The organism is Prosthecobacter sp. (assembly GCF_014879935.1).
In the GTDB taxonomy this organism is placed as follows: domain Bacteria; phylum Verrucomicrobiota; class Verrucomicrobiia; order Verrucomicrobiales; family Verrucomicrobiaceae; genus Prosthecobacter.
In genome coordinates, this window is record NZ_JACSRD010000231.1 from 1 (window position 1) to 20,499 (window position 20,499).

General features: G+C 62.9%; 16 protein-coding genes and 1 pseudogene. 9 read left to right on the plus strand and 8 right to left on the minus strand.

The window, feature by feature from the left end; genetic code table 11:
* Both IAE77_RS26765 and IAE77_RS26770 read left to right on the plus strand, forming a co-directional pair.
* Positions 1 to 772: pseudogene (locus tag IAE77_RS26765) on the plus strand (hypothetical protein); the annotation flags it as partial.
* Between the two features lie 12 nt (positions 773 to 784).
* Positions 785 to 1,015 carry an acyl carrier protein gene (locus tag IAE77_RS26770; RefSeq protein WP_294233526.1) on the plus strand — a complete coding sequence of 77 codons (231 nt, stop codon included), beginning with the start codon at positions 785 to 787 and terminating at the stop codon, positions 1,013 to 1,015.
* Here IAE77_RS26770 and IAE77_RS26775 read toward each other — a convergent pair.
* From IAE77_RS26775 to IAE77_RS26795, 5 genes are all read right to left on the minus strand, one after another.
* Positions 1,010 to 2,002, minus strand: a complete 993-nt coding sequence (locus IAE77_RS26775; RefSeq protein WP_294233528.1) for a hypothetical protein — start codon at positions 2,000 to 2,002, stop codon at positions 1,010 to 1,012. The genes IAE77_RS26770 and IAE77_RS26775 overlap by 6 nt on opposite strands.
* A gap of 183 nt (positions 2,003 to 2,185) precedes the next feature.
* Positions 2,186 to 2,605 carry a PIN domain-containing protein gene (locus IAE77_RS26780; RefSeq protein WP_294233531.1) on the minus strand — a complete coding sequence of 140 codons (420 nt, stop codon included), beginning with the start codon at positions 2,603 to 2,605 and terminating at the stop codon, positions 2,186 to 2,188.
* Positions 2,602 to 2,835 (minus strand): hypothetical protein, encoded by a 234-nt coding sequence (locus IAE77_RS26785; protein WP_294233533.1) that lies wholly within the window; start codon positions 2,833 to 2,835, stop codon positions 2,602 to 2,604. The genes IAE77_RS26780 and IAE77_RS26785 overlap by 4 nt, the downstream gene beginning before the upstream one ends.
* Positions 2,836 to 2,959: 124 nt before the next feature.
* Complete coding sequence (locus IAE77_RS26790) at positions 2,960 to 4,372, minus strand: DUF1501 domain-containing protein (protein WP_294233535.1); 1,413 nt, start codon at positions 4,370 to 4,372, stop codon at positions 2,960 to 2,962.
* Positions 4,369 to 6,246, minus strand: coding sequence for a DUF1549 and DUF1553 domain-containing protein (locus IAE77_RS26795; RefSeq protein ID WP_294233538.1), 1,878 nt, complete (start codon positions 6,244 to 6,246; stop codon positions 4,369 to 4,371). Before IAE77_RS26795 ends, IAE77_RS26790 begins: the two co-directional genes overlap by 4 nt.
* Before the next feature lie 137 nt (positions 6,247 to 6,383).
* Here IAE77_RS26795 and IAE77_RS26800 point away from each other — a divergent pair, with 137 nt between their 5' ends.
* From IAE77_RS26800 to IAE77_RS26825, 6 genes are all read left to right on the plus strand, one after another.
* Positions 6,384 to 7,772, plus strand: a complete 1,389-nt coding sequence (locus tag IAE77_RS26800) for an FAD-dependent oxidoreductase (protein WP_294233541.1) — start codon at positions 6,384 to 6,386, stop codon at positions 7,770 to 7,772.
* The gene (locus IAE77_RS26805) at positions 7,769 to 8,572 is read left to right on the plus strand and encodes an SDR family oxidoreductase (RefSeq protein ID WP_294233545.1); all 804 of its coding nucleotides are present in this window, start codon (positions 7,769 to 7,771) and stop codon (positions 8,570 to 8,572) included. The genes IAE77_RS26800 and IAE77_RS26805 overlap by 4 nt, the downstream gene beginning before the upstream one ends.
* Before the next feature lie 26 nt (positions 8,573 to 8,598).
* Positions 8,599 to 9,483 carry a sugar phosphate isomerase/epimerase family protein gene (locus IAE77_RS26810; protein WP_294233548.1) on the plus strand — a complete coding sequence of 295 codons (885 nt, stop codon included), beginning with the start codon at positions 8,599 to 8,601 and terminating at the stop codon, positions 9,481 to 9,483.
* A 34-nt stretch (positions 9,484 to 9,517) separates the two neighbouring features.
* A complete protein-coding gene (locus IAE77_RS26815) occupies positions 9,518 to 10,447 on the plus strand; it encodes an alpha/beta hydrolase (RefSeq protein ID WP_294233551.1) in 930 nt (309 codons plus the stop codon).
* Positions 10,448 to 10,598: 151 nt separating this feature from the next.
* On the plus strand, positions 10,599 to 11,258 hold the full coding sequence (locus IAE77_RS26820; protein ID WP_294233554.1) for a transposase: 660 nt from the start codon (positions 10,599 to 10,601) through the stop codon (positions 11,256 to 11,258).
* 103 nt (positions 11,259 to 11,361) lie between these two features.
* Complete coding sequence (locus tag IAE77_RS26825; RefSeq protein ID WP_294233556.1) at positions 11,362 to 13,548, plus strand: RICIN domain-containing protein; 2,187 nt, start codon at positions 11,362 to 11,364, stop codon at positions 13,546 to 13,548.
* Positions 13,549 to 13,570: 22 nt separating this feature from the next.
* On the opposite strand, the gene IAE77_RS26830 is transcribed toward IAE77_RS26825, so the two are convergent.
* Positions 13,571 to 14,824 (minus strand): acetylxylan esterase, encoded by a 1,254-nt coding sequence (locus IAE77_RS26830; RefSeq protein WP_294233558.1) that lies wholly within the window; start codon positions 14,822 to 14,824, stop codon positions 13,571 to 13,573.
* A gap of 46 nt (positions 14,825 to 14,870) precedes the next feature.
* Positions 14,871 to 15,665, minus strand: a complete 795-nt coding sequence (locus IAE77_RS26835) for a heme-dependent oxidative N-demethylase subunit alpha family protein (protein WP_294233560.1) — start codon at positions 15,663 to 15,665, stop codon at positions 14,871 to 14,873.
* Between the two features lie 126 nt (positions 15,666 to 15,791).
* On the opposite strand from IAE77_RS26835, the gene IAE77_RS26840 reads away from it, so the two are divergent.
* Positions 15,792 to 17,159: a CPBP family intramembrane glutamic endopeptidase gene (locus IAE77_RS26840; protein ID WP_294233562.1), complete on the plus strand. Its 1,368-nt coding sequence runs from the start codon at positions 15,792 to 15,794 to the stop codon at positions 17,157 to 17,159.
* A gap of 9 nt (positions 17,160 to 17,168) precedes the next feature.
* On the opposite strand, the gene IAE77_RS26845 is transcribed toward IAE77_RS26840, so the two are convergent.
* The gene (locus tag IAE77_RS26845; protein ID WP_294233565.1) at positions 17,169 to 20,405 is read right to left on the minus strand and encodes an efflux RND transporter permease subunit; all 3,237 of its coding nucleotides are present in this window, start codon (positions 20,403 to 20,405) and stop codon (positions 17,169 to 17,171) included.
* Between the last annotated feature and the right edge of the window lie 94 nt (positions 20,406 to 20,499).

Sequence of the window (20,499 nt, forward strand, 5' to 3'; positions counted from 1 at the left end):
CTGCTCGCTTTCGCCGCTGTCATCGATTGGATGCAGCCGCTCAAGAGGTTTTAAAACACTGCCTAGGCTGAAAATGGCGGGCATTCACATCTACTTTGGCACCCAGGTGGCCGGTGTGGACGCGCTGGTGACGAACACACGCCGCGCGCTCGAGTGCGCGGAGCGGATCGAGGCCGCGCTCGGCTTTGAGTGCCGCATCTTCAATGTCGGCGGCGGATTTCCCTGGCCCTATGCCAATGATCACGCACCCACAGCGCTCACGGGCCTGCGTGAGGCCTTGACCACGCTCTGGCAGGCCACGGCAGGTGCGCGACGCGGCGCGGAGCTGTGGTTCGAATCTGGCCGCTGGCTCTGCGCGAGCAGTGGCTGGCTCATCGCGCGTGTGCTGGACCTGAAACCTTTCCCGACACGCACTTTCGTCATTCTCGACACCGGCATTCATCACCTCGGCGGCATGGCGGGCCTCGGGCGCGTGCCGCGTGGTGCCGTGACCGTTTTCAATCTGAGCCGCGATGTCTCCGCCGAGCCTGTGATGACCGCCGACCTCGTGGGACCGCTCTGCACGCCGCTGGATGCGCTGGCACGCGGTTTGAAGATCCCGCCTGTGCAGCCCGGCGATCTCATCGGCATCCCGAATGTGGGTGCCTACGGCATCACCGCCAGCCTGCTCGCCTTTCTCAGCCATCCGCCGCCGGTGGAGGTGGCGCATGAGCACGGCGCGGAAGTCGAAGTCTGGCAGCTTCGTCATGGTCACGACCGGATTTCTCGATAAAACACCTCCGCAATGCCCCCTGAACAGCGTCTCCTCAATCTCCTGCGCCCCTTTCTCCGTCTGCTGCCCGCAGGCGCTGACCTGCCGATGGATGCCGAGCTAGGCAAGCTCGGTCTGGACTCGCTCCAGTCCATCGACCTGCTCATGGCGCTCGAGCAGGAGTTCGGCGTCACCATTCCCGATGAAAAAATCACCGTCGATTCCTTCGCCACTCCGGCGGACGTGCTGGCGCTCGTCTCATAGGCCCCAGTCGCCCTCCGCCATCACCGGACGCACCGGCGTGCCCTTCAGCGCGGCCGGCAGCCAGTGGTAGTGGCTGAGGAATTCATCACGCGTGTAGGCCAGCGGCAGCCCGTTCCACACCTCCTCTTCCGGAAAACTCAGCAGACTGATGAAAGGCCACCAAGCGCCGCGCTTCGCAGGTGTTTGATGCATGCACCACGCCACGAGAGCATGAAGTTCGTCATGCGTGCTCTCCGTGGTGAACCAGTCCACCACCTTCCACATCGGCACACCGCGCAGTTTTCTCGGCGTCAGCATCAGGCAGGAGGTCAGCATGCCCGCGGCATCCACCACGCCTGCAAAATGATGCTCGCGCATCGGAGACTGGAGATACCAGCGCAGATACGCCGGCGTGATGTGCTTTTGAATGCACGAGCGCGGACGTGCCGGGCACACGCTGGACACCAGCGCCGCATCCGTGACGATCCGCCGCCCGGCGGCCAGACACGGCGGCTCAAAACCCATCACACGCGCCAGCATGCCACCAGCGGCACCACGCACGATGAGACTGCGACAGACCTCCTTGTGCGGCAGCCAGCCCCAGCGATCGAGCAGCTTCTGCACCTCCGGGCTCGGCGTCGTGTCCACCATCACCAGATCACGCCCAAGCCGCTGAAACATCATCCCCATCGGCAACGCCGCATGACGGCAGCTCTCCGCGACCGCCCACGAAGTGGTGATCAGCGCCGGCACCGGATTCCCGGCGCCATCTTCATATAAAGTCGGAATCACGCCCAAATAGCCCACGATCCGTCCACCATCCCGCATCAGCCACCCGCGACACGGGTGCGCATCCGCAACGGGATTCAAATCCCACCAAAACGCCAGCCGCCGCAGCCACTGCGCTTCATCACAGGCCCCTTTCCCTTGAAACTGCTCCCGCAGAAACGGCACCAGCTCCGCACGCGCGGCGGGACTGTCTTGGTAGAGCTCGATCTGGGCAGGCACGCCCGAAATCTACGCGCGAAGCATCACGAGCCGAAAGCAGAATTTCCAAGCGGTTCACATCCGTGAGGCGGCTCTTGAAGCGGCGAATGCTTTGTTCGTCATCGTAGCCGACCGGGGACAGACACGCGGTTTTCGGCGGCGGCGTAGCTGAACTCGTCGGCATTTCCCGCCCGTAGCTCCGCCTCAAGGCGGCGGCACAAAGAAGCTAGTGAAACCCTTTTTGCGCAAGCCGGCCTCCAGCACTCGATCTCCGGTCCAAAGCTCCGCATCCTGGTCCAGAGTCAGCGCGACATAAGCGGTGTCGTTCTCGTCCACATCCCGGCAAAGCCGCCATGCCTCCGCCCAGCTCCCCAGACGAATGCTGTCCTCGTCGATGAACTCGATCCGCTCGAGAATGCTGTGCAGCAGGGAGAACATCTCCGGCTCGGCGAGACCGCTGGCATCGGCGATGCGTTCCTTGTGCTTGAAGATTTCGACGAAGACATACTTCGGGCAGATAAAACGGGTCTTCGGCAGCGAAGTGAAAGCCCGGCGGAGCTGATGATTCGCGGCAATCAGCTCCGAAAAAATGCGGTTCGCATCAATGACAACGCAACGGCTCATGCCGCCGCGATCTGGGAGAGGATGCGCTGCTTGTTCTTCGACCACCAGGAGGCGTCAACCTCGTTGGCGAGCCGTTCCGCGTCTTGCTGGGTGAAGCGGCTCTGACGCGCAGCCCACTCGGCTTTGACAAATGCAACGAAGCTGACCTGCTCGCTGTGAGGCAGCGCCTCTTCCGGGAAGGAGAAGACGATGCGTCCATCGGCGTGGAGAGTGTTCAGAGTAGCGGCCATGATGCGGAGTTTGGTTTCGAGCGGGCGATTTTCAAGATCGAGTTCATGCTACTCGCCTCATCGCTGGCTGGGAGGAAGAGGAGGAGGCGGAGACGGAGTAGGAGTCAGAGGCGGAGTAGGATTGTCAGGCCAGCACCGCCCGCACCACCTCGCCGCTCACATCCGTGAGGCGAAAATCGCGGCCTTGGAAGCGGTAGGTGAGTTGTTCGTGATCGAAGCCGAGCAGGTGGAGCATCGTGGCGTGGAGATCGGGGACGGAGACGCGGTTTTCGATGGCGGCGTAGCCGAACTCGTCGGTGGAGCCGTACATCTGGCCGCCTTTGATGCCGGCGCCGGCCATCCACATGGTGAAACCTTTCGGATGATGATCGCGGCCCTTGCCGTTCTCGGCGACGGGCGAGCGGCCGAACTCGCCGCCCCACACGACGAGCGTGGTTTCGAGCAGGCCGCTGATCTTCAAATCATCGAGCAGCGCGGCGATGGGGCCGTCGGTCTCGGCGCAGTGGAGGTCGTGGTTCTTTTTGAGGTCGTCGTGGGCGTCCCAGGCCTTCGGGCCTTCGTTGCCACCGCTGTAGAGCTGCACGAAGCGCACACCGCGCTCGACGAGGCGACGTGCGAGCAGGCAGTTTTTACCAAAGTGGGCCGTCACCGCGTTGTCGAGGCCGTACATCTTCCGCACGCTCTCCGGCTCGCGACTGAGGTCGGTACACTCGCTGGCACTCATCTGCATGCGGAAGGCCAGTTCGTAGGTGTTGATGCGGGCGGCGAGCTGCGACTCGGCGGGATTCGCGGCGGCGAACTCGCTGTTCCATTGCTTGAGCAAATCGAGTCGTGCCCGCTGCTGCGAACGCGAGACATTTTTCGGGGGCGTGAGATACGCAATCGGCTCGCCACTGCTGCGGAAGGGCACGCCCTGATACGCGGCGGGCATGAAGCCGTTCGACCAGTTCAGCGCGCCATTCACGGGTGCGCCGAGTTTGTCCAGCAGCACGACAAAGGCGGGCAGGTTTTCGCTTTCGGAGCCGAGTCCATACGTCACCCACGAGCCCATGCTCGGGCGTCCGGCCTGGATGAAGCCGGAGTTCATCTGGAAGAGCGCGGGGCCGTGGTTGTTGCTCTCCGCGTGCATGCTGCGGATCACGCACAGGCTGTCGGCATGCCGCGCCAGATTCGGATAAACCTCCGCCATGTCGATGCCGGCCTGGCCTTGCTTGGCAAAGCGATACGGGCTCTGCATGGCCACGTTCTTCGTTTTGCCGCCCATGAAGGCGTCCTCCGTTTTCCAGACCGGGATCGGCTTGCCATGATACTTCGCTAGCGCAGGCTTCGGATCGAAGAGATCGACATGCGACGGTCCGCCATACATGAAGAGGAAGATCACCGACTTCGCCTTCGGTGCGAAATGCGGCGCACGAGGCGCGAGCGGATTCGTGCTGCCGAGCAAGCCGTCCGCACCGAGCAACGACTGCAGCGCCAGCCCGCCGAATCCGGCTCCGGCTTGCTGAAGGATGTGGCGGCGGGTGAGGGGAGGCTTCATTCGATGTAAACAAACTCGCTGCTGTTGAGCAGCACGTGGGAAAGGTCGCGCAGGGCGGTGGTTTCGTCGCTGGATGGCTGCCGCGATTTCACAAAGTCGAGCGCCTGCTGGAGACGCGGCGGCGACGGTTTGCGCGAAAGCGTGAGCATGAAGAGGCGCTCCACGATCAACGAGAGCGAGTCCCCAGCTTCAGCTTTCGCCCGTTGTGCGAGGAATCCGGCCTGATCCTCGACGAACTCGTCATTCATGAGCACAAGCGCCTGCGTGGGCACGGTGCTCTGCATCCGCAGAGCGCAACTGTCCGTGGTGGTCGGCGCGTCGAAGAGCTCCATGCCGGGCATGAGGAGCTGGCGCTTCACATAGATGTAAACACTGCGCCGCCAGTGCTCGGCAGTTTCGCTTTCGAGCACCGGCCACTTGTTGCGCTGGCTCGCATCGAGCAGATCGGCACGAATGCGCGGCTTGATGCCGGGACCACCGAGTTTTGGATTGAGCCTGCCGCTGGCGGCGAGGATGCAGTCGCGGATGACCTCCGCTTCCATGCGCTGCTTGTTCATGCGCCAGAGGAGCGTGTTGGAGGGATCTGTGGCCTGTCCTTGAGCATCGCCCTTGCTTTGCTGCCGATACGTCGCGGAAAGCAGCATCAACTTGTGCAACGGCTTCAATTTTCCGCCGTCCGCGAGGAATTGCATGGTGAGCCAGTCGAGCAGCTCGGGGTGCGTCGGTTTCATGCCGGAGACGCCGAAGTTGCTGGGCGATGCGACGATGCCCGCGCCGAAGTGATGCTGCCACACGCGGTTCACCATCACGCGCCAGGTGAGTGGATTCTGCGGCGAGATGATCCACTCCGCGTAGGTGCGGCGGCGCAGCGATGTCTTGCCCGTCGGCTTTGGAAATGGCACGGCCTTCCCCGTCAACACGACAGGCACCGCCGGCTTCACTTCCTCGCCGCGATTCGCCGCCAGACCGCGCAGCAGGACATGCGTGGAGGGCACGTCGGGCTTCGTTTCGATCAAGGCCATGACGTCCTGCTTTTCGGCGATGTCCTTGTCGTTCCTGTCCTTCGCACCTTTCGGCAGGCCCAGGCGCTCGGTTCCGTTGAAGACAGCCATGAGGCTGTAGTAGTCACGTGACAGCAACGGCTCTGTTTTGTGATCGTGACAGCGGGCACAGCCGATCGTGAGCCCGAGGAACACGCTGCCGGTCGTCGAGATCACGTCGTCCATCTGATCCGCGCGATACTGCGCGATGGCCTCGGCGTTTTTGCCCATGTTGTCGTCGTTGCTCGGCCCGTTGCGGCAGAAACCGGTGGCGATGATCGACTGCTCGTCCGCGCCATCGACTTCATCGCCCGCGAGCTGCTCCAGCACGAAACGCGCATACGGTTTGTCCTCGTTGAAGCTGCGGATGACGTAGTCGCGATACTTCCACGCGTAAGGGCGGTCGAGGTCGTTGTGAAAGCCGCTCGTGTCCGCGTAGCGTGCGAGATCCAGCCAGTGGCGGCCCCAGCGTTCGCCATAATGCTTGCTCGCCAGCAGGCAGTCGATCAGCGCTTCATAGGCATGCGGTGATTCATTCTTTACAAACGCCTCCACCTCCTCCGGTGCCGGCAGCAGGCCGGTCAGGTCGAGCGTGACACGCCGGATCAATGTCACGCGATCCGCCGCGGGTGATGGCTGCAATCCGGCCGCCTCCAGCTTCGCGAGAATGAAGCGATCGATGTCGTTCTGCGGCCACGACGCATTCTTCACCGCTGGCGGCGGCGGATTCGCCACCGGCTGAAAGGCCCAGTGACCACGTCCTTCCTTCACGCTGGGTGCCGCCGCGCTGGCTGACAGGGTGAGAAGCAAAAGACACGGGATAAAGACACGCATGGATGACGACACTCCTTAACGTTAACGTGCGCTGTGCTGGTTGTCATTCGACCGAACAAGCCACGCCTTCGGCGTCGTATTTGGCACACTCTTTGTCGTGGCGGCAGCCACCGGTCCTTCGCTATGATCCCTTCTTCATGACTACATCCGCCCACGCCACACGCCGCCGCTTTGTCCAGGCGTCGGCCATCACAGCGGTCAGCGCTTCCCTGGTCCATGCGCAGGCTCAATCCGCCGTACCAAGGCCGGCAAGCCGCCGCGTCATCGAAACGGATGTGCTCGTCTGCGGCGGCGGTTGTGCCGGCAGCGCGGCGGCCCTGGCGGCGGCACGTGCGGGCGCGAAGACCCTGCTCGTCGAGAAGGCGCCCTTCGCCGGTGGCATCATCACGAGTGTCGGCCTGCCTTACTTTGACGGCATCGCACACATCACCACTAAGCGCATCGTCGTGCGCGGCATCGCGCTGGAACTGCTGTCGAAATCGGGCGTGTGCGCGCCGGATGCGCAGACGGTGGCGAAACACAACCCGACGATCCCGAACACCTTCGAGTTCAAGCTGCTGCTCGACCGTTCGTTCCAGGAGCAGAAGGACAACCTCACCGTGCTCTTCAACAGCTTCATCTGCGATTCGCACAGCAGCGGCGACCACATTGAGAGCGTGACGATCGCGAACAAGGACGGACTCGTCACCGTGAAGCCGAAAGTCGTCATCGACTGTTCCGGCGATGCCGACGTGGCCGCATGGGCGGGTGCGCCGTTCGAGCAAAACGCCGAGGTGCAGCCGCTCACGCTGCATTTCCGCATCGGCCACGTGCAGAAGGTGCCGGACATCAGCAGGCTCTGCCGGGAGGCGCTCGTCAAAGCGCAGGAACGCGGCGAATTGCCGCAGTTCTACGGCCCCGGCGTGATGTTCATGTATGCGGATGACGAGATCTACATCCACGGCGTGCGCGTGCCCGCCAATCCGACGGACGCCGCCGATCTCTCCCGCGCCGAGATGCAGGGCCGTGCCGATGCGCATGCGATGTTCCGCGCCTGGAAGCGCGACGTGCCGGCCTTCAAAGACTCCTTTTTCGTCGAGGCCTATCCGTGGATCGGCGTGCGCGAATCGCGCCGCATCCTCGGCCAGCACATCCTCAGCGAAGACGACCTCATGAAGGCGTGTCGCTTCGACGACGCCATCGCCACCGGCTGCTGGTATCTCGATCTGCATCCGAACAAGACTGTCGTCGGAAGTGCGAACGACTTCGATCCCAAGAAGGTCCAGCCCGGGCCTTACGACATCCCGTATCGCTCGCTCGTGCCGCAAAAGATCAGCAACCTCCTCGTCGCCGGCCGGTGCCACAGTGCCACGCGTGGTGCGCATGCATCCACCCGCGTCACCGTCACCGCCATGGCGATGGGCGAGGCCGCCGGAGTCGCCGCAGCGATGAGCTTGAAAGAGCAGATCTCCGTCGCCATGCTCAACGGCCAGCGCGTTCGCGAAACTCTCGCTACACGAAATGCCGGTCCCTTTACTGACTCATGAATCCTCGTCTCGAAAACAAAGTCATCCTCATCACCGGCAGCGTCACCGGCATCGGAAAGGCCATCGCGAAGCGTTGTGTCGCCGAGGGCGCACGCGTGCTCATCCACGGCCTGGAGGCCGATTTGGGCCAGGAAACGCTCGCGGAGCTCGGCGCGGACAAGGCGGTGCTCGTGCTCAAAGACCTCGCGGAGGAAGATGCGCCGCAATTGCTCGTCGAGAAGGCCGTGAGCGCCTTTGGCAAACTCGACGCCGTGGTGAACAACGCCGCGCAGGTTGGCCTCGGCAACATTCGCGATACGGATGCCAAATGGTTCCGCCGCATGCTCGAGATCAACTGCGTGGTGCCTTATCTCCTCATCCGCGCCGCCTTGCCGCATCTGCGTGAAGCACGCGGCAGCGTCATCAACATCGGCAGCGTCAACGCGTGGAGCGGCGAGCCGAATTTGATGCCCTACAGCGTCTCCAAAGGCGCGCTCATGACCCTCACGCGCAATCTGGGCGATACGCTCATGCGCGAGGACGGCGTGCGCGTGAATCAAATCAACCCCGGCTGGGTCCTCACCGAAAACGAAGCGAAACGGAAGCGTTCCCACGGCCTCAAAGACGACTGGTATGCCGATCTGCCAAAGGTCTATGCCCCCGCCGGCCGCATCCTCTGGCCCGACGAGATCGCCGCCTGCGCCGCCTGGCTCCTCGCCGACGAATGCGGCCCCATCAGCGGCCAGGTCTTCGATTTGGAACAACACCCCTTCATCGGCCGCAATCCGCCGAAGGATGCGAGTACCATTCCGACGAAGTGATTTCAATACTCCACCACTCCAAACTCATGCCTCGTCTCGCCGCCTTCCCGAAAGCCTTCATGGTCGCCCTTTGCAAAGAAGGGACGATGACTGTCTCCGAATGGATCAAGCTCGCCTCCACGCTCGATGTGCAGGGCCTGGAATGGTATGCCGGCTTTCTGGAGATGGCCGACGAGAAAAACTGGCCGCGCTTTCGCAAGGAAGTAGAAGACACCGGCAAGGTCATCCCGATGATGTGCTGCTCGCCTGACTTCACGCATCCCGATGAGGCCTTCCGCGAAAAGGAGATCGAGAAGCAGAAACGCTGGATCGACATGACGCACACGCTCGGTGGCAGCTACTGCCGCGTGCTCAGCGGTCAAAGAAGGCCCGAGCTGAGCATCGACGAGGGTGTGAAGCTCGCGGCCGACTCCATCCACGCCTGCCTGCCGTATGCGCAGGAGCGCGGCATCACGCTGATCATCGAAAACCACTACAAGGACGACTTCTGGGAGTATCCCGAGTTCGCGCAGAAGATGGATGTCTTCTGCAAACTGGTCGATGCTGTGAACCACCCGAACTTCGGCGTGAACTACGACCCCTCAAACACCTACCTCGCCGGTGAGGACCCCATCGAGCTGCTGAAGCGCGTCTCGCATCGCGTCGTCACCATGCACGCCAGCGACCGCTACCTCGCCGAAGGCACCATCGAAGACCTGCGCAAAGAAGAAGGCGGTGCGCAAGGCTACGCCAAACGCCTCCGCCACGGCGAGATCGGCAAAGGCCTCAACGACTACGACGCCATCTTCACCGAGCTCAAAAGCAAAGGCTTCAATGGCTGGATCAGCATCGAAGACGGCGTCGATGGCATGGAGCAGCTCGCGCGGAGCGTGGAGTTCTTGAAGAAGAAGATCGCGCAGCACTGGGGCTGAAGTTTACGGCTTGGGGACGCGTTAACAGCGCACCATGAAGCCGCTCCTTCTCCTTTTCACCCTCCTCACCACCAGTCTTCTCGCCCAACTGCCCGCGGGCATCAAACTGGAGAAGGACATCGCTTACATCGAAGGCGGTGATGAGGCGCAAAAGCTCGACATTTACGTGCCGGAGAAGCCGAGTGAAAAACCGCTGCCTCTAATAGTGCACATCCACGGCGGCGGCTGGCGTGGCGGAAACAAATTCCCGTGTCCCGTGGCCGCGATGGTGCTCAAAGGCTATGCGGTGGCGAGTGTGGAGTATCGTTTCAGCCAGAAAGCCATCTTCCCGGCGCAGATTCAGGACTGTCAGGCCGCCATCCGCTGGCTGAGGGCGCATGCGAAGCAATACAACTTCGACACCGATCACCTCGGTGCTGTCGGCGGCTCCGCGGGAGGCCATCTCTCCGCGCTCGTCGGCACCTCCGGCGGCAAAAAGGCCTTTTCGCCCATCGGCGGCCATTTGGATCAATCCGACCGCGTGCAGGCCGTGATCGACATCTTTGGCCCCGCCGATTTCAGCACCGTCGTGCAGCAGGCCGCCGAGGACAAAAACGTGAAGAACATCTTCGCCTTCAACACGCCGAGCGATCCGTATTCGTCGCTCATCGGCACGAAGCTCGACGACAAACCGAAAGCCGATGCCGTGAGCCCCGTGCACTACGTCAGCAAAGACAGCCCGCCCTTCCACATCCTGCACGGCACGCGCGACACCCTCGTGCCCTATGCGCAAAGCGTGCAGCTTGAGGCCGCCCTGAAGGCCCAAAGCGTGCCCGTCTGGCTCCAAACCCTCCCCGGCTCCGGCCACGGCGGCCCCGCCTTCGGCAAACCCGCCGTCATCCAGCTCATGCAGGCCTTCTTCGACAAGCATCTCAAAGGAGCTGCTGTCGAGATCCAGCTCGTGCCGGAGTCAGCGCTAAAGTAGTCATGCGCTTTAGCGCGTGACAACACCGCGCGCCGCCAAGGCACCGCATCGTCTGATCACCTCGCCCACCTCAGGACCAGCCCACGTCTGTGCGAGCTAAAGCTCTGCACTGCTTTGCTTGCGCCTCTCACCACGGCTTTTACCCTCACAAGTGTCATTCAAGCCTTTCGATCCCAATGCCGAGACGCACATTCATCGGCAAAAACTGCCGCATTGGCGGCAGTGGGGCACCACTTACTTCGTCACCACTCGGCTCGCTGACTCCATTCCTTCCAAGCTCGCCGCCGAATGGCAGCGCAAACGCGATACTTGGCTGCAATCGCACCAACTCGCAGGACCAGACGAACTCGACCACCTGACGGACGAGCAAAGAAAAGCCTATCACCGCGAGTTTACGGCCAAGTTTCACGATTTGCTGGATGCAGGCCATGGTGACTGCGCGCTCGCCATGAAAGCCTCCGCCGATCTTCTGGTCGCTCGTTTGCTCGCCGGACACAACAAAGCTTACCATCTCGATGCCTGGTGCGTGATGCCGAATCATCTCCATGCCTTGATCGAACCTGCCGAAAAAGTCACTCTGGGCGAAATCCTGCGTCATTGGAAAGGCGGCAGCGCTCACGACATCAATCAACTTCTTCGACGCCGAGGCTCACTTTGGCAGCGCGAGCCGTTCGATCACATTGTTCGTAGCGAGGCCCAGTTGGAGCACTTCCGCCGATACATTTCCGAGAATCCAGCGAAAGCAGGCCTCAAAACAGGCTTCATCGTCGGATTCGGCGCTGAGCTGCGCCAAAGTAGTCATGCGCTTTAGCGCGTGACCGCATAGAAGGCCGACACGCCAGCGTTATCCCCACCTCGCTCGAACACCTTTCACCCACCCGACCTGCGCGAGCTAAAGCTCAGCACTACTTTCCATGAAACTCCTCGCCCCTTTGTTGCTTCTCCTCACCACCACCGCCTTCGCCGAAGACTGGGGCTCCTACCAGATCGTGCCGGTCAGTGCTCCCGACTTCGTTTTGGAGGTCGTCGGCGACTCAAAGGAAGGCGACATCGTGTCCATCAACAAGCCGAGCAACGCAGCGAATCAAAAATGGATCATCCAGCCGCGTGGAGATGGTTTTGCGTGGCTCATGCCCGCCTCGCAACCCGGCCTCGCCCTCACCGTGGATGGTGCAGGCACGACAAGCGGCACGAAGGTGCTGCTTGCGAAGGACAACAAATCCGACGCGCAGCTTTGGTCTCTCACGAAGCAGGACAATGGCAGCTACGCCATCGAACCGAAGCATGCGCCCGGAATGGGCCTCGATCATCTCGGTGGTAAAAAGGAAGTCGGCGCGAAGGTCGATCTCTGGCAGCACCGGAAGGGTGATTCGCATTTGCATTGGTTCGTGCGACCGCTCGCCGGCAGCAATGTGGTGCAGCCGTCCTCGGCTGCTGCCCCGACCTACACACCGCACGCGATCAAGCCCGATGACATCCTTCCGGGCCGCATCGAGACCTTCATCTTCTCGCAGAGCAAAGTCTTCCCCGGCACCGTGCGCGAGGTCACCGTCTTCATCCCGGCGCAATACGACGCCAGCAAGCCTACGTGCGTGTATGTGAAAACCGATGGTTTCAATCCGCGCGAAAAGACCGCCTTGGAGACCATGATCGCCACGAAGGAGATCCCTGTGATGGTCGGTGTTTTCGTGCGGCCCGGCACGTTGCCCGCGCCGATGAAAGGCACCGCCGACCGCCGGAATCGCGACTTTGAATACGACGGCATCAACGACAACAACGTGCGCTTCTTTGACGAGGAGTTGCTGCCCTTCGTCGCGAAGCAGTATCAGCTCAATCTGAGCACCAGCGGCAACGACCGCTGCATCGCCGGTGGCAGCAGCGGTGGCATCACGGCCTTCACGGCCGCGTGGCATCGACCTGAGGCCTTCAGCCGCGTGTATGCGGCGAGCGGCAGTTGGGTCGCGTTTCGCGGCGGGCATGAGTTTCCCACGATGGTGCGAAAGTTCGAGGCGCGGCCCATCCGCTCGTTTTTGACCACCGGCACACGTGACATGGAAAACGCGGCGGGCGACTGGTTCCTGCTCGATCAGGAAATGGACAAGGCGCTGAAGTTTTCCGGCTACGACTACCAGTTCCGCATCATCGACGGCGGCCACGTCGCGGGCTACGCCGACCATTGGATGGAGGCGATGGCTTATCTGTGGAAGAACTGGCCCGAAAAAGTCCGCGCAGGCCCCAGCGCCCCGCGTGCGCAGGAGATCCTCATCCCCGGCGAGGACTGGAAACTCGTCGCCGAAGGCTTCAAAAGCACCCGCGGGCCTTCCACCGCGCCCAACGGCGAAATCTTCTTCGCCGACACCTCCGCCGACAAAATCCACAGAATCGGCCTCGACGATCAAATCAGCGTCTTCGCCGAAAAAACCGGCAACGCGCACGGCGTCACCGTCGCGGCCGATGGATCGCTTTACACCATCTCCGAGAAATCCGGCCAGCTCCTCCGCTACGACGCCAGCGGCCGGTCGAGCCTCGTTTTGGAAGGCCTCACCGGTCACAGCATCCTCGCGCATCCGAACGGCAGCCTCTACGTAAGCGACAACGACGCAAAAAAGGCCACCAAAGGTGGCAGCGTGTGGCTCATCAAAGATGGCCAGAAGAAGCAGGTCGATGCTGGCATCAACTTCGCCACTGGCATGGCCTTTCGTCCCGATCAATGGCTCCTCAGCGTCGGCGAAGGCCACTCCAAATGGGCCTACAGCTATCAAACCGCCGACGACGGCTCGCTCATTCACAAAGAGCGCTTCTTCCACCTCCACGTCCACGATTGGGACGACGACGCCGGCGCGGAATGCCTCTGCTACTCGCAAGAAGGCCGCCAATTCATCGCCACCAAGAGCGGCATCCAAATCAGCGCCGACGACGGCCCCACCCAGGTCATTCTCACCGTCCCTGATCGCGGCCGCGTCACCGGAGTCGCCCTCGGCGGCAAAGACAAGGACACGCTATACGCCTTCTGCATGACCAAGATCTGGAAACGCAAAATCCAGCAGCACGCGCTCGGTGCCTGGAGTCCGTGGACGAAGGTGGTGCCGAATAAGCTGTAGCGGGAGGATGGCGAGGGTTTGTTCAGCGGGTCCAATGCCGTGAGGCGAAGTCGAGGTACTGCGTCCAGTCGAAGTCGGTGACGTCGTGTTTGCCGGTGCGGATGTGGTAGCCGATGAAATCGCCGACGGGCTGGTCGATGGCGGGGTGCTCCTGGGCGACGACGCCTTTCTTGCCAAACAGGGCGTACACGGGGCTGGCGAATTTGCCGGAGAGGAACTCGCCCTTTGGATCGGCCCACTGGTCATCGACCGCGCTGGCGATGTAGATGGGACGTGGCGCGGCGAGGGCGATGAGCATGTGGGCATCGACGGGGCATGCGGCGGCGTTTCCGGCGTAGCGGGTGTAGGTCTTGGTGAACCAATGGGGGAAGGCCTTGGTGATGATGGCCGTGGTCTCGCCGAAGTCGCGACGCATGAGGGCGGCGCCGCCTTCGCCGGAGTTGTTGGAGATGACGAAGCCGAAGCGTTCGTCCTGCGCCCCGGCCCAGAGGGAGGTCTTGCCGAGGCGTGAGTGGCCGATGACGGCGAGGTGTTTGCCATCGACCTGGGCGTCGGTTTGCAGGTAATCGGCGATGCGGCTGAGGCCCCAGGCCCAGGCTCCGATGGCACCCCATTCGCCGTCTTTCCACACGGTGTCCGCACCGTCCTTGCTCACAGCGGCACGCAGGCTGTCCTTCCAGCCGTCGGCGTGGTCGGGCTCAATGTCGCCATAGTAGGCGGTGGCGAGGGCGAAGCCGCGTTTCAGGATCATTTCGAGCGCCCAGCGGCTGCTTTCGGTGCCGCGGGTGGCCTCGGTGGCCTTGTGATCGACGATGTGCTTCTCCTTGCTCTCGCGCATCCAGCGGGTGCTGAGCGGGATGTCGGTTTCTTTACTCACGGCATGATTGCCGCCGAAGCTGAGGCCGCAGAAGCAGGGGACGGGGCCTTTGGCGTCGTTCGGGAGGTAGAGCATCACGTCCATGCCCTGCCAGGCGGGACGGTCGGGCAGCGAGATGTGGATGAACTTGCGCGTCGCGAGTCCGCCGAGGGCGTCTTTCTTCGTGGCGGTGACTTCGAACTTCGGCGTGCCGAGGTTGGCGGGTGTTTTGCCGAAGACGTGGTCTTCAAAGAGCTTCAGGATCTCCGGGCGGCGAGTTTTTGTCCACTCATCGGCTGTGGTGAGCTTGAGATCGGGCAGGGAATCGCCGCCGGCTTTGGCTTCATCGTAGTTCACGCCGGGACGCGGTGTCTGGGCGGAAAGGGCGGTGGCGAGGGCAAGGAAGGCGAGGGTGCGCATGGGTGTGGCTGGAAAATGTGCGCAGCATCAACGCGCACCGGAGCGATCAACTCACAGATTCGAGCGCGGAAATGAGTGAAGACCGGGCCTCGTGGAGGCCTTTGTAGCGGGCGACGTCGTCGGCCATGGTGGTCAGGGCACGCGCGAGTCGGGTGGCGACGGCTGGCAGCGCCGCGAGGTGATCGAGCCGATGATTGGTGACGCGGATGCCGAAGAGGAGGGCGTTGGTGACGGGAAGTCGCGTGAGGAACTGGCGTTCGAGGCGCAGCCAGGTGGTTTCGAGAGTCGCATCCGCATCCAGACGGCGGATCGTGATGGCGGGATGATGATTGAGCGAGGGATCGGCGCTGAGGCCCCAGTTTTCCCGCTCCCACGCGGCGTGCGGGCCGAGACGTTGCAGGAAGGTGCTGATCTGCGTGCCGAGGCTGCTTTGCAGTCCGGGCACAGGCGCGTGGACTTCGTGCAATGGGCGGCCGATTTTTTCTGCGAGCGCCCAGCGTGATGGAAAAATGACCGCTCCGCCGATGACGGGATACAGACGCTCCGCATCGCCGGCGAGCACGATCCAGTCAGGCTCGAGCTCCACCGCCGCCTGCGCGGGCGGACAGGCCGCGCGATCTTGCTGCGCCCGCATGAAGGCGATGGCCTCGGTGACGGCTTCTTCGCCTTCCGGCAGCACCCGGAGATAACGATCCGGCGTTTCCGTCATCCAACGGGCACGTTCGGCCAGCACGGCTGCGGCATCGGCTGAGTGCGCCCAGAAACGCCGCGCATCCCCGGGCCGCAGGGACATCTGCAGACGGTGATCGGAATCGGGGAGAAGACGAAGCCAGTCGGGCATGAGCGGAAGGGAAAAGGGAGGAACTGTCCGGCATTTCCAGGCGTGGGCAACGAAACAGCGGACGACGGCCGGCCGAATAATGCGTGTGTTTGCGGCCAGGTGGTGTTTGATCGGCGAACCCTCACCATGGAAACGCCCGCCGTGCCCCCGCCGCTGCCTGAACCGAAGCCCGCCGTGACGCCGCGTCGTTTCCCACGCCTGGGGAGCCTGCTGGCGGTGATCGCGATCACCGTCTGCGCGGTGTTTGTGGTGTGGGTGCAGACCGTGCCGAAGGCTGGCGACAAGACGGAGGTGCGGCCGAACCGGATCTTTGAACTGATGGCACGCTATGCGGTGGGGGTGAAGAACCTGCTGAGCCAGACCGGCCAGTGGAACGAGGCTTTGAATGATCAAATGACCGCGGAGGCCAGGACCGTGGCACGCAAAGAAGCGGACAAGCTTCGTCTGGTGATTCTGAAAAGCTGGATGAGCGGGAAACCGCCTGCGGAGGAGGATCTGACGAGGCTGGCGGCGAAAAACGAGGACCTGCGCGCGGATGTGGAGACGCTGCGGAAGCTGGAGAGCGGCACGGCAGCTCCGGACGAGGCGGGATGGAAGCGATTTCTCAAACGCCACGGCTGGATGGCGCGGCTGGCACAGGCCCGGACGCTGGAGGAAAAAGATCCCGTGCGGCTGCAGGTGCAGCAGCAGGCCTTGGGCACGGCGCTCACGATGATGGGCGCGGTGTCGCTGGGCATGCTGGCCGCGGTGGCGGGCGTGGTGCTGCTGGTGCTGGCGATCGTGCGCTGGCGGAAGGGACAACTGCGTTTCACCCTGGCACGGCCGCCACGCGGGCAAGGCGGCGTGCTGGTGGAGGCCTTCGCGATCTACCTGACGCTGTTCCTGCTGCTGCCGCGACTGTTGCGCGAACTGCCGGTGACCTTTCCGCCCTGGATCGTCTATGCGGTGGCGTCGCTGTCCTTGATCATCGGCGTGTTCTGGCCGCGCCTGCGCGGCATGGACCGTGTGACGTGGCGGGAAACCCTGGGGCTGCACCGTGGTGAGGGCGTGTTTCGCGAGATCGGGGCCGGGATGCTGGGCTGGATCACGGCGCTACCGCTGCTGATCGTCGGGATCATGGCTGCGTCGTGGATCATGAAACTCACCGGAGACTTCCCATCGCATCCGATCGTGGAGATCTTCGCGGGTGATGCGTGGGCGAAGTTCGGCGCGTTCATGCTGGCCGTGGTGTGGGCGCCGGTGACGGAGGAGATCACCTTCCGCGGGCTGTTGTTTCCCGGTTTGTCGGCCTGGATACGCTGGTTCCTGGGCATCGTGATCAGCGCGTTCGTGTTTGCGGTGATTCATCCGCAGGGATGGGCTGGAGTGCCGGCGATCATGGCGCTGGCGGCGGCGTTTTCGATGCTGCGGCTGTGGCGGCGCAGCTTGATCGCGCCGATGACGGCCCACGCGCTGAACAATGGCATCATGTGCGTGATGATGCTGTCACTGTGAGGGCAAGCATCACGCTGCCTCGGCAACGGGCGGCATTTCCTTGATGCGCAGCAGCCGCAAACCCCGAGTGACCAGCCTGAGGATGTCCTCCAGCGCCATGTAGCACATGGGCACGAGGTAGAGCGTGACGACGGTGGCAAACAGGCTGCCGTAGCCCATCGCGACGGACATCGGGGTGAGGAACTGCGCGCTGGTGGCCTGCGCGGTGCGGTTGTCGCCGAAGATCCATTCGAGGATCTGTTTGATCAGCGGCGGGGAGCTGTCCACGAAGGGGCCGAAATTGAAGATGAGAGGCATCAGGCCGACGAAGGTGGTGATCTGCGTCAAAAAGATGGCGCGGAAACGTGAGGCGCCGCCCTCGGTCACGGAGTGGGCCATGTCGCCGGTTTCCTCGCGCAGTTCGTTGATGCGATCGACGAGCACGAGCGTGTCGTTCACGATGACGCCGGAAACCGCCAGGATGCCGCAGAGGCTCATGAGGCTGAGCGGCATGTCGTGGAAGACATGGCCGAGCGTGGCACCGACGACGCCGAACGGGATCAATATGAGCACGATCAGCGGCTGCAGGTAGCTCTTCAGCGGAATGGCGATGAGGGCGTAGAGGCCGAACATCACGAGCACGAAGGAGAGCCAGAACGCGGCGGTGCTTTCACGCTCGGAACGGGCCTCGCCCTCAAAGCTCCAGGCGATGTGCGAGTGATCGGTGAGCAGCTTGTCGATGAACGGACGCACGCTCTCACGCACGACGGTGGGATTGGTCGTGGCCTTGTTGACGTCGGCGGTGATGTTCAGGGCGCGGCGGCGGTCCACGCGCTTGATGGAGGTGAAGCTCTTGCCCACTTTCGCCTCGGCGACGCGTGCGAAGGGGATTTCCAGGCCGCTGGTGGTGCGGACGCGGAGGGTTTCGAGCGTGGCGAGCGATTTGCGGTCGGCTTTCGGGTAACGCAGCATCACTTTGACCTCGTTGCGGCCGCGCTGGATGCGCTGGACTTCATCGCCGAAGAAAACGGTGCGGATTTGACGGGCGAGATCATTCACGGTGAGGCCAAACTGCTGTGCCTCGGGCTTGAGACGGAGCTGAATCTCGTTGCGGCCGGAGTCGAGGCTGTCGGAGACATCAAACACGCCCGCGATGGTGTTGAGGTTGGCCTTGATCTGATCGGACATGGCGAGGAGCTCGTTCGGATCGGTGCCGGTGAGCTGGATGTCGATGGGATCACCGCTGCGCATGATCTCGGCGCGGAAGGTCATCTCCTCGGCGCCGACGATGGTGCCGATGCGTTTCCGCCATTCGGCGGCCATGTCCACGGTGCTGACCTGGAGGGAGCGCTCCTCCGGGCCGTAGGTCTCCATGATCACCTCGCCACGATGCGTGCCGCTGCCGCCGGAGGAGCCGCGTGAGCTGCCGGTCATGCCGGAATTGGCAATGATGCTGCGGACGACCGGCTTGCCATCCGGGCCGACGTATTCTTTGCGCATCTGCTCGGCGATCTCGTAGATGCGGGAGATGTGGCCGTCGGTGACTTCAAACGGCGTGCCATCGAGCATGGTGAGGCGGCACTCGATGCGCTCGCTGGCGACGCGGGGGAAGAAGGTGGTGGCGATGCGGTCGCTGAAAAAGATGGCGAACAGGATGCCGAGGCCGCCAAACACGGCCGCGAGCACACTGTAGCGGTTTTTGAGGCAGAACCGCAGCGAGGGCCGGTACGCGAGGTCCACAAACCGTGCGAGCTGGCGCTCCGAGAAGCGGTGGATCGGGTCGAGCACGTCGGCCGCGCGGCTGATGAGCGGCGTGCGATGCGCGAGATGGCTGGGCAGGATCAGCTTTGTCTCCATCAGCGCCAGCAGCATGACGCAGATGAAAACGATGGAGATCGGCTGGAACATGACGCCGAAGTCGCCGAAGCCGAAGGCCATGGGCATGAAGGCGACGATGGTGGTGAGCACGCCGAAGGTGATGGGCGCGGCGAGGCGGCGGGTGCCTTCAATGGCCGCCTCCAGCGGCGGGAGTCCCTCCTGCCGCATGGTGTCCACCTGCTCGGAGGTGACGATGGCGTCATCCACCACGATGCCGAGCACGAGGATGAAGCCGAAGACGGAGGACAGATTGATCGAGAGATCGAACACGGGCATCAAGGCGAAGGCGCCGAGGAAGGCCATGACCATGCCCACGGCGACCCAGAAGACGGCATCCAGCCGCAGAAACAGGCCGACGCAGATGAAGACGAGGATAAGACTGCTGCGGGCGTTCTGCAGCAGGAGGCTGATGCGGCCTTTGACGATCTTGGAGCGGTCGTTCCAGAACTCGAGGCGGACGCCGTCGGGAAAGCGCTGGTTTTTCTCCAGGATGTAGGCCTTCACGGCCTCGGCGATGGTGATGGCGTTCTGGCTGCCCTCACGCATGACGGTGATGGTGACGCAGCGCTTGCCATCGAGGCGGGAGATGAGCGGGTTCTCGTTGAAGCCGTCGCTGATCTTCGCGATCTCGCCGAGCGTGAGCTTCGTGCCGTCGGGACGAGTGAGGACGACGACGCGGCCGTAGTCCTCGCCGCTGTAGGCACGGCCGCGGGTGCGGATGGAGACATCACCCGCCTCGGTCTGCACCACCCCGGCGGGAAGATCGATGGCGCTGGTGCGGATGGCGGTGCTGATTTGATCGAGCGTGAGGCCGTATTTGCGCAGCCTGGCCTCGGGGATCTCGATGGCGATCTCATATTCCCGGACGCCGGTGAGATTGGCGTGGGAGATGCCGGGCAGCGCGGAGATTTCATCCCGCACCTGCTCGCCGAGGCGGCGGAGGTCGCGTTCGGCCATGTCGGCGGCCAGGATGACGCTGATGACGGAATTGAGGTGGTCATCGTGCTGGATGATCGGGCGCTCGGCCAGCGCGGGGAAGTTGGGGATGGAATCGATGCGGATCTTGATGTCATCGATGATCTCGCGGGCCTGGTCGGCGTCGTTGATCTCCATCATGACGTTTCCGCCGCTGGAGGATGCGGTGGAGACGATGCGCTTGATGCCGGTGACCTGCTGGATGGCCTCCTCGATGCGCAGGATGATGGTTTCCTCGACTTCCTCCGGCGTGGCGCCCGGGTAGGGCACGTTGACGGAAATGTACCGTGACGGCATGTCCGGAAACACCTCCAGCGGGATGCGGCCGGTCCAGAGCGTCCAGATGCCCAGCCCCATGACGGCGATCATGAGCAGATTGGCGGCGACGGAGTTGCGGGCGAACCAGGAGATCATTGAGCGGAAGGCGGAGCGCTAAGGGTGGAGTGTGGGAAGGTCAAGGGGTGGGCCGAATGACGAATGACGAATGACGAATGACGAATGACGAATC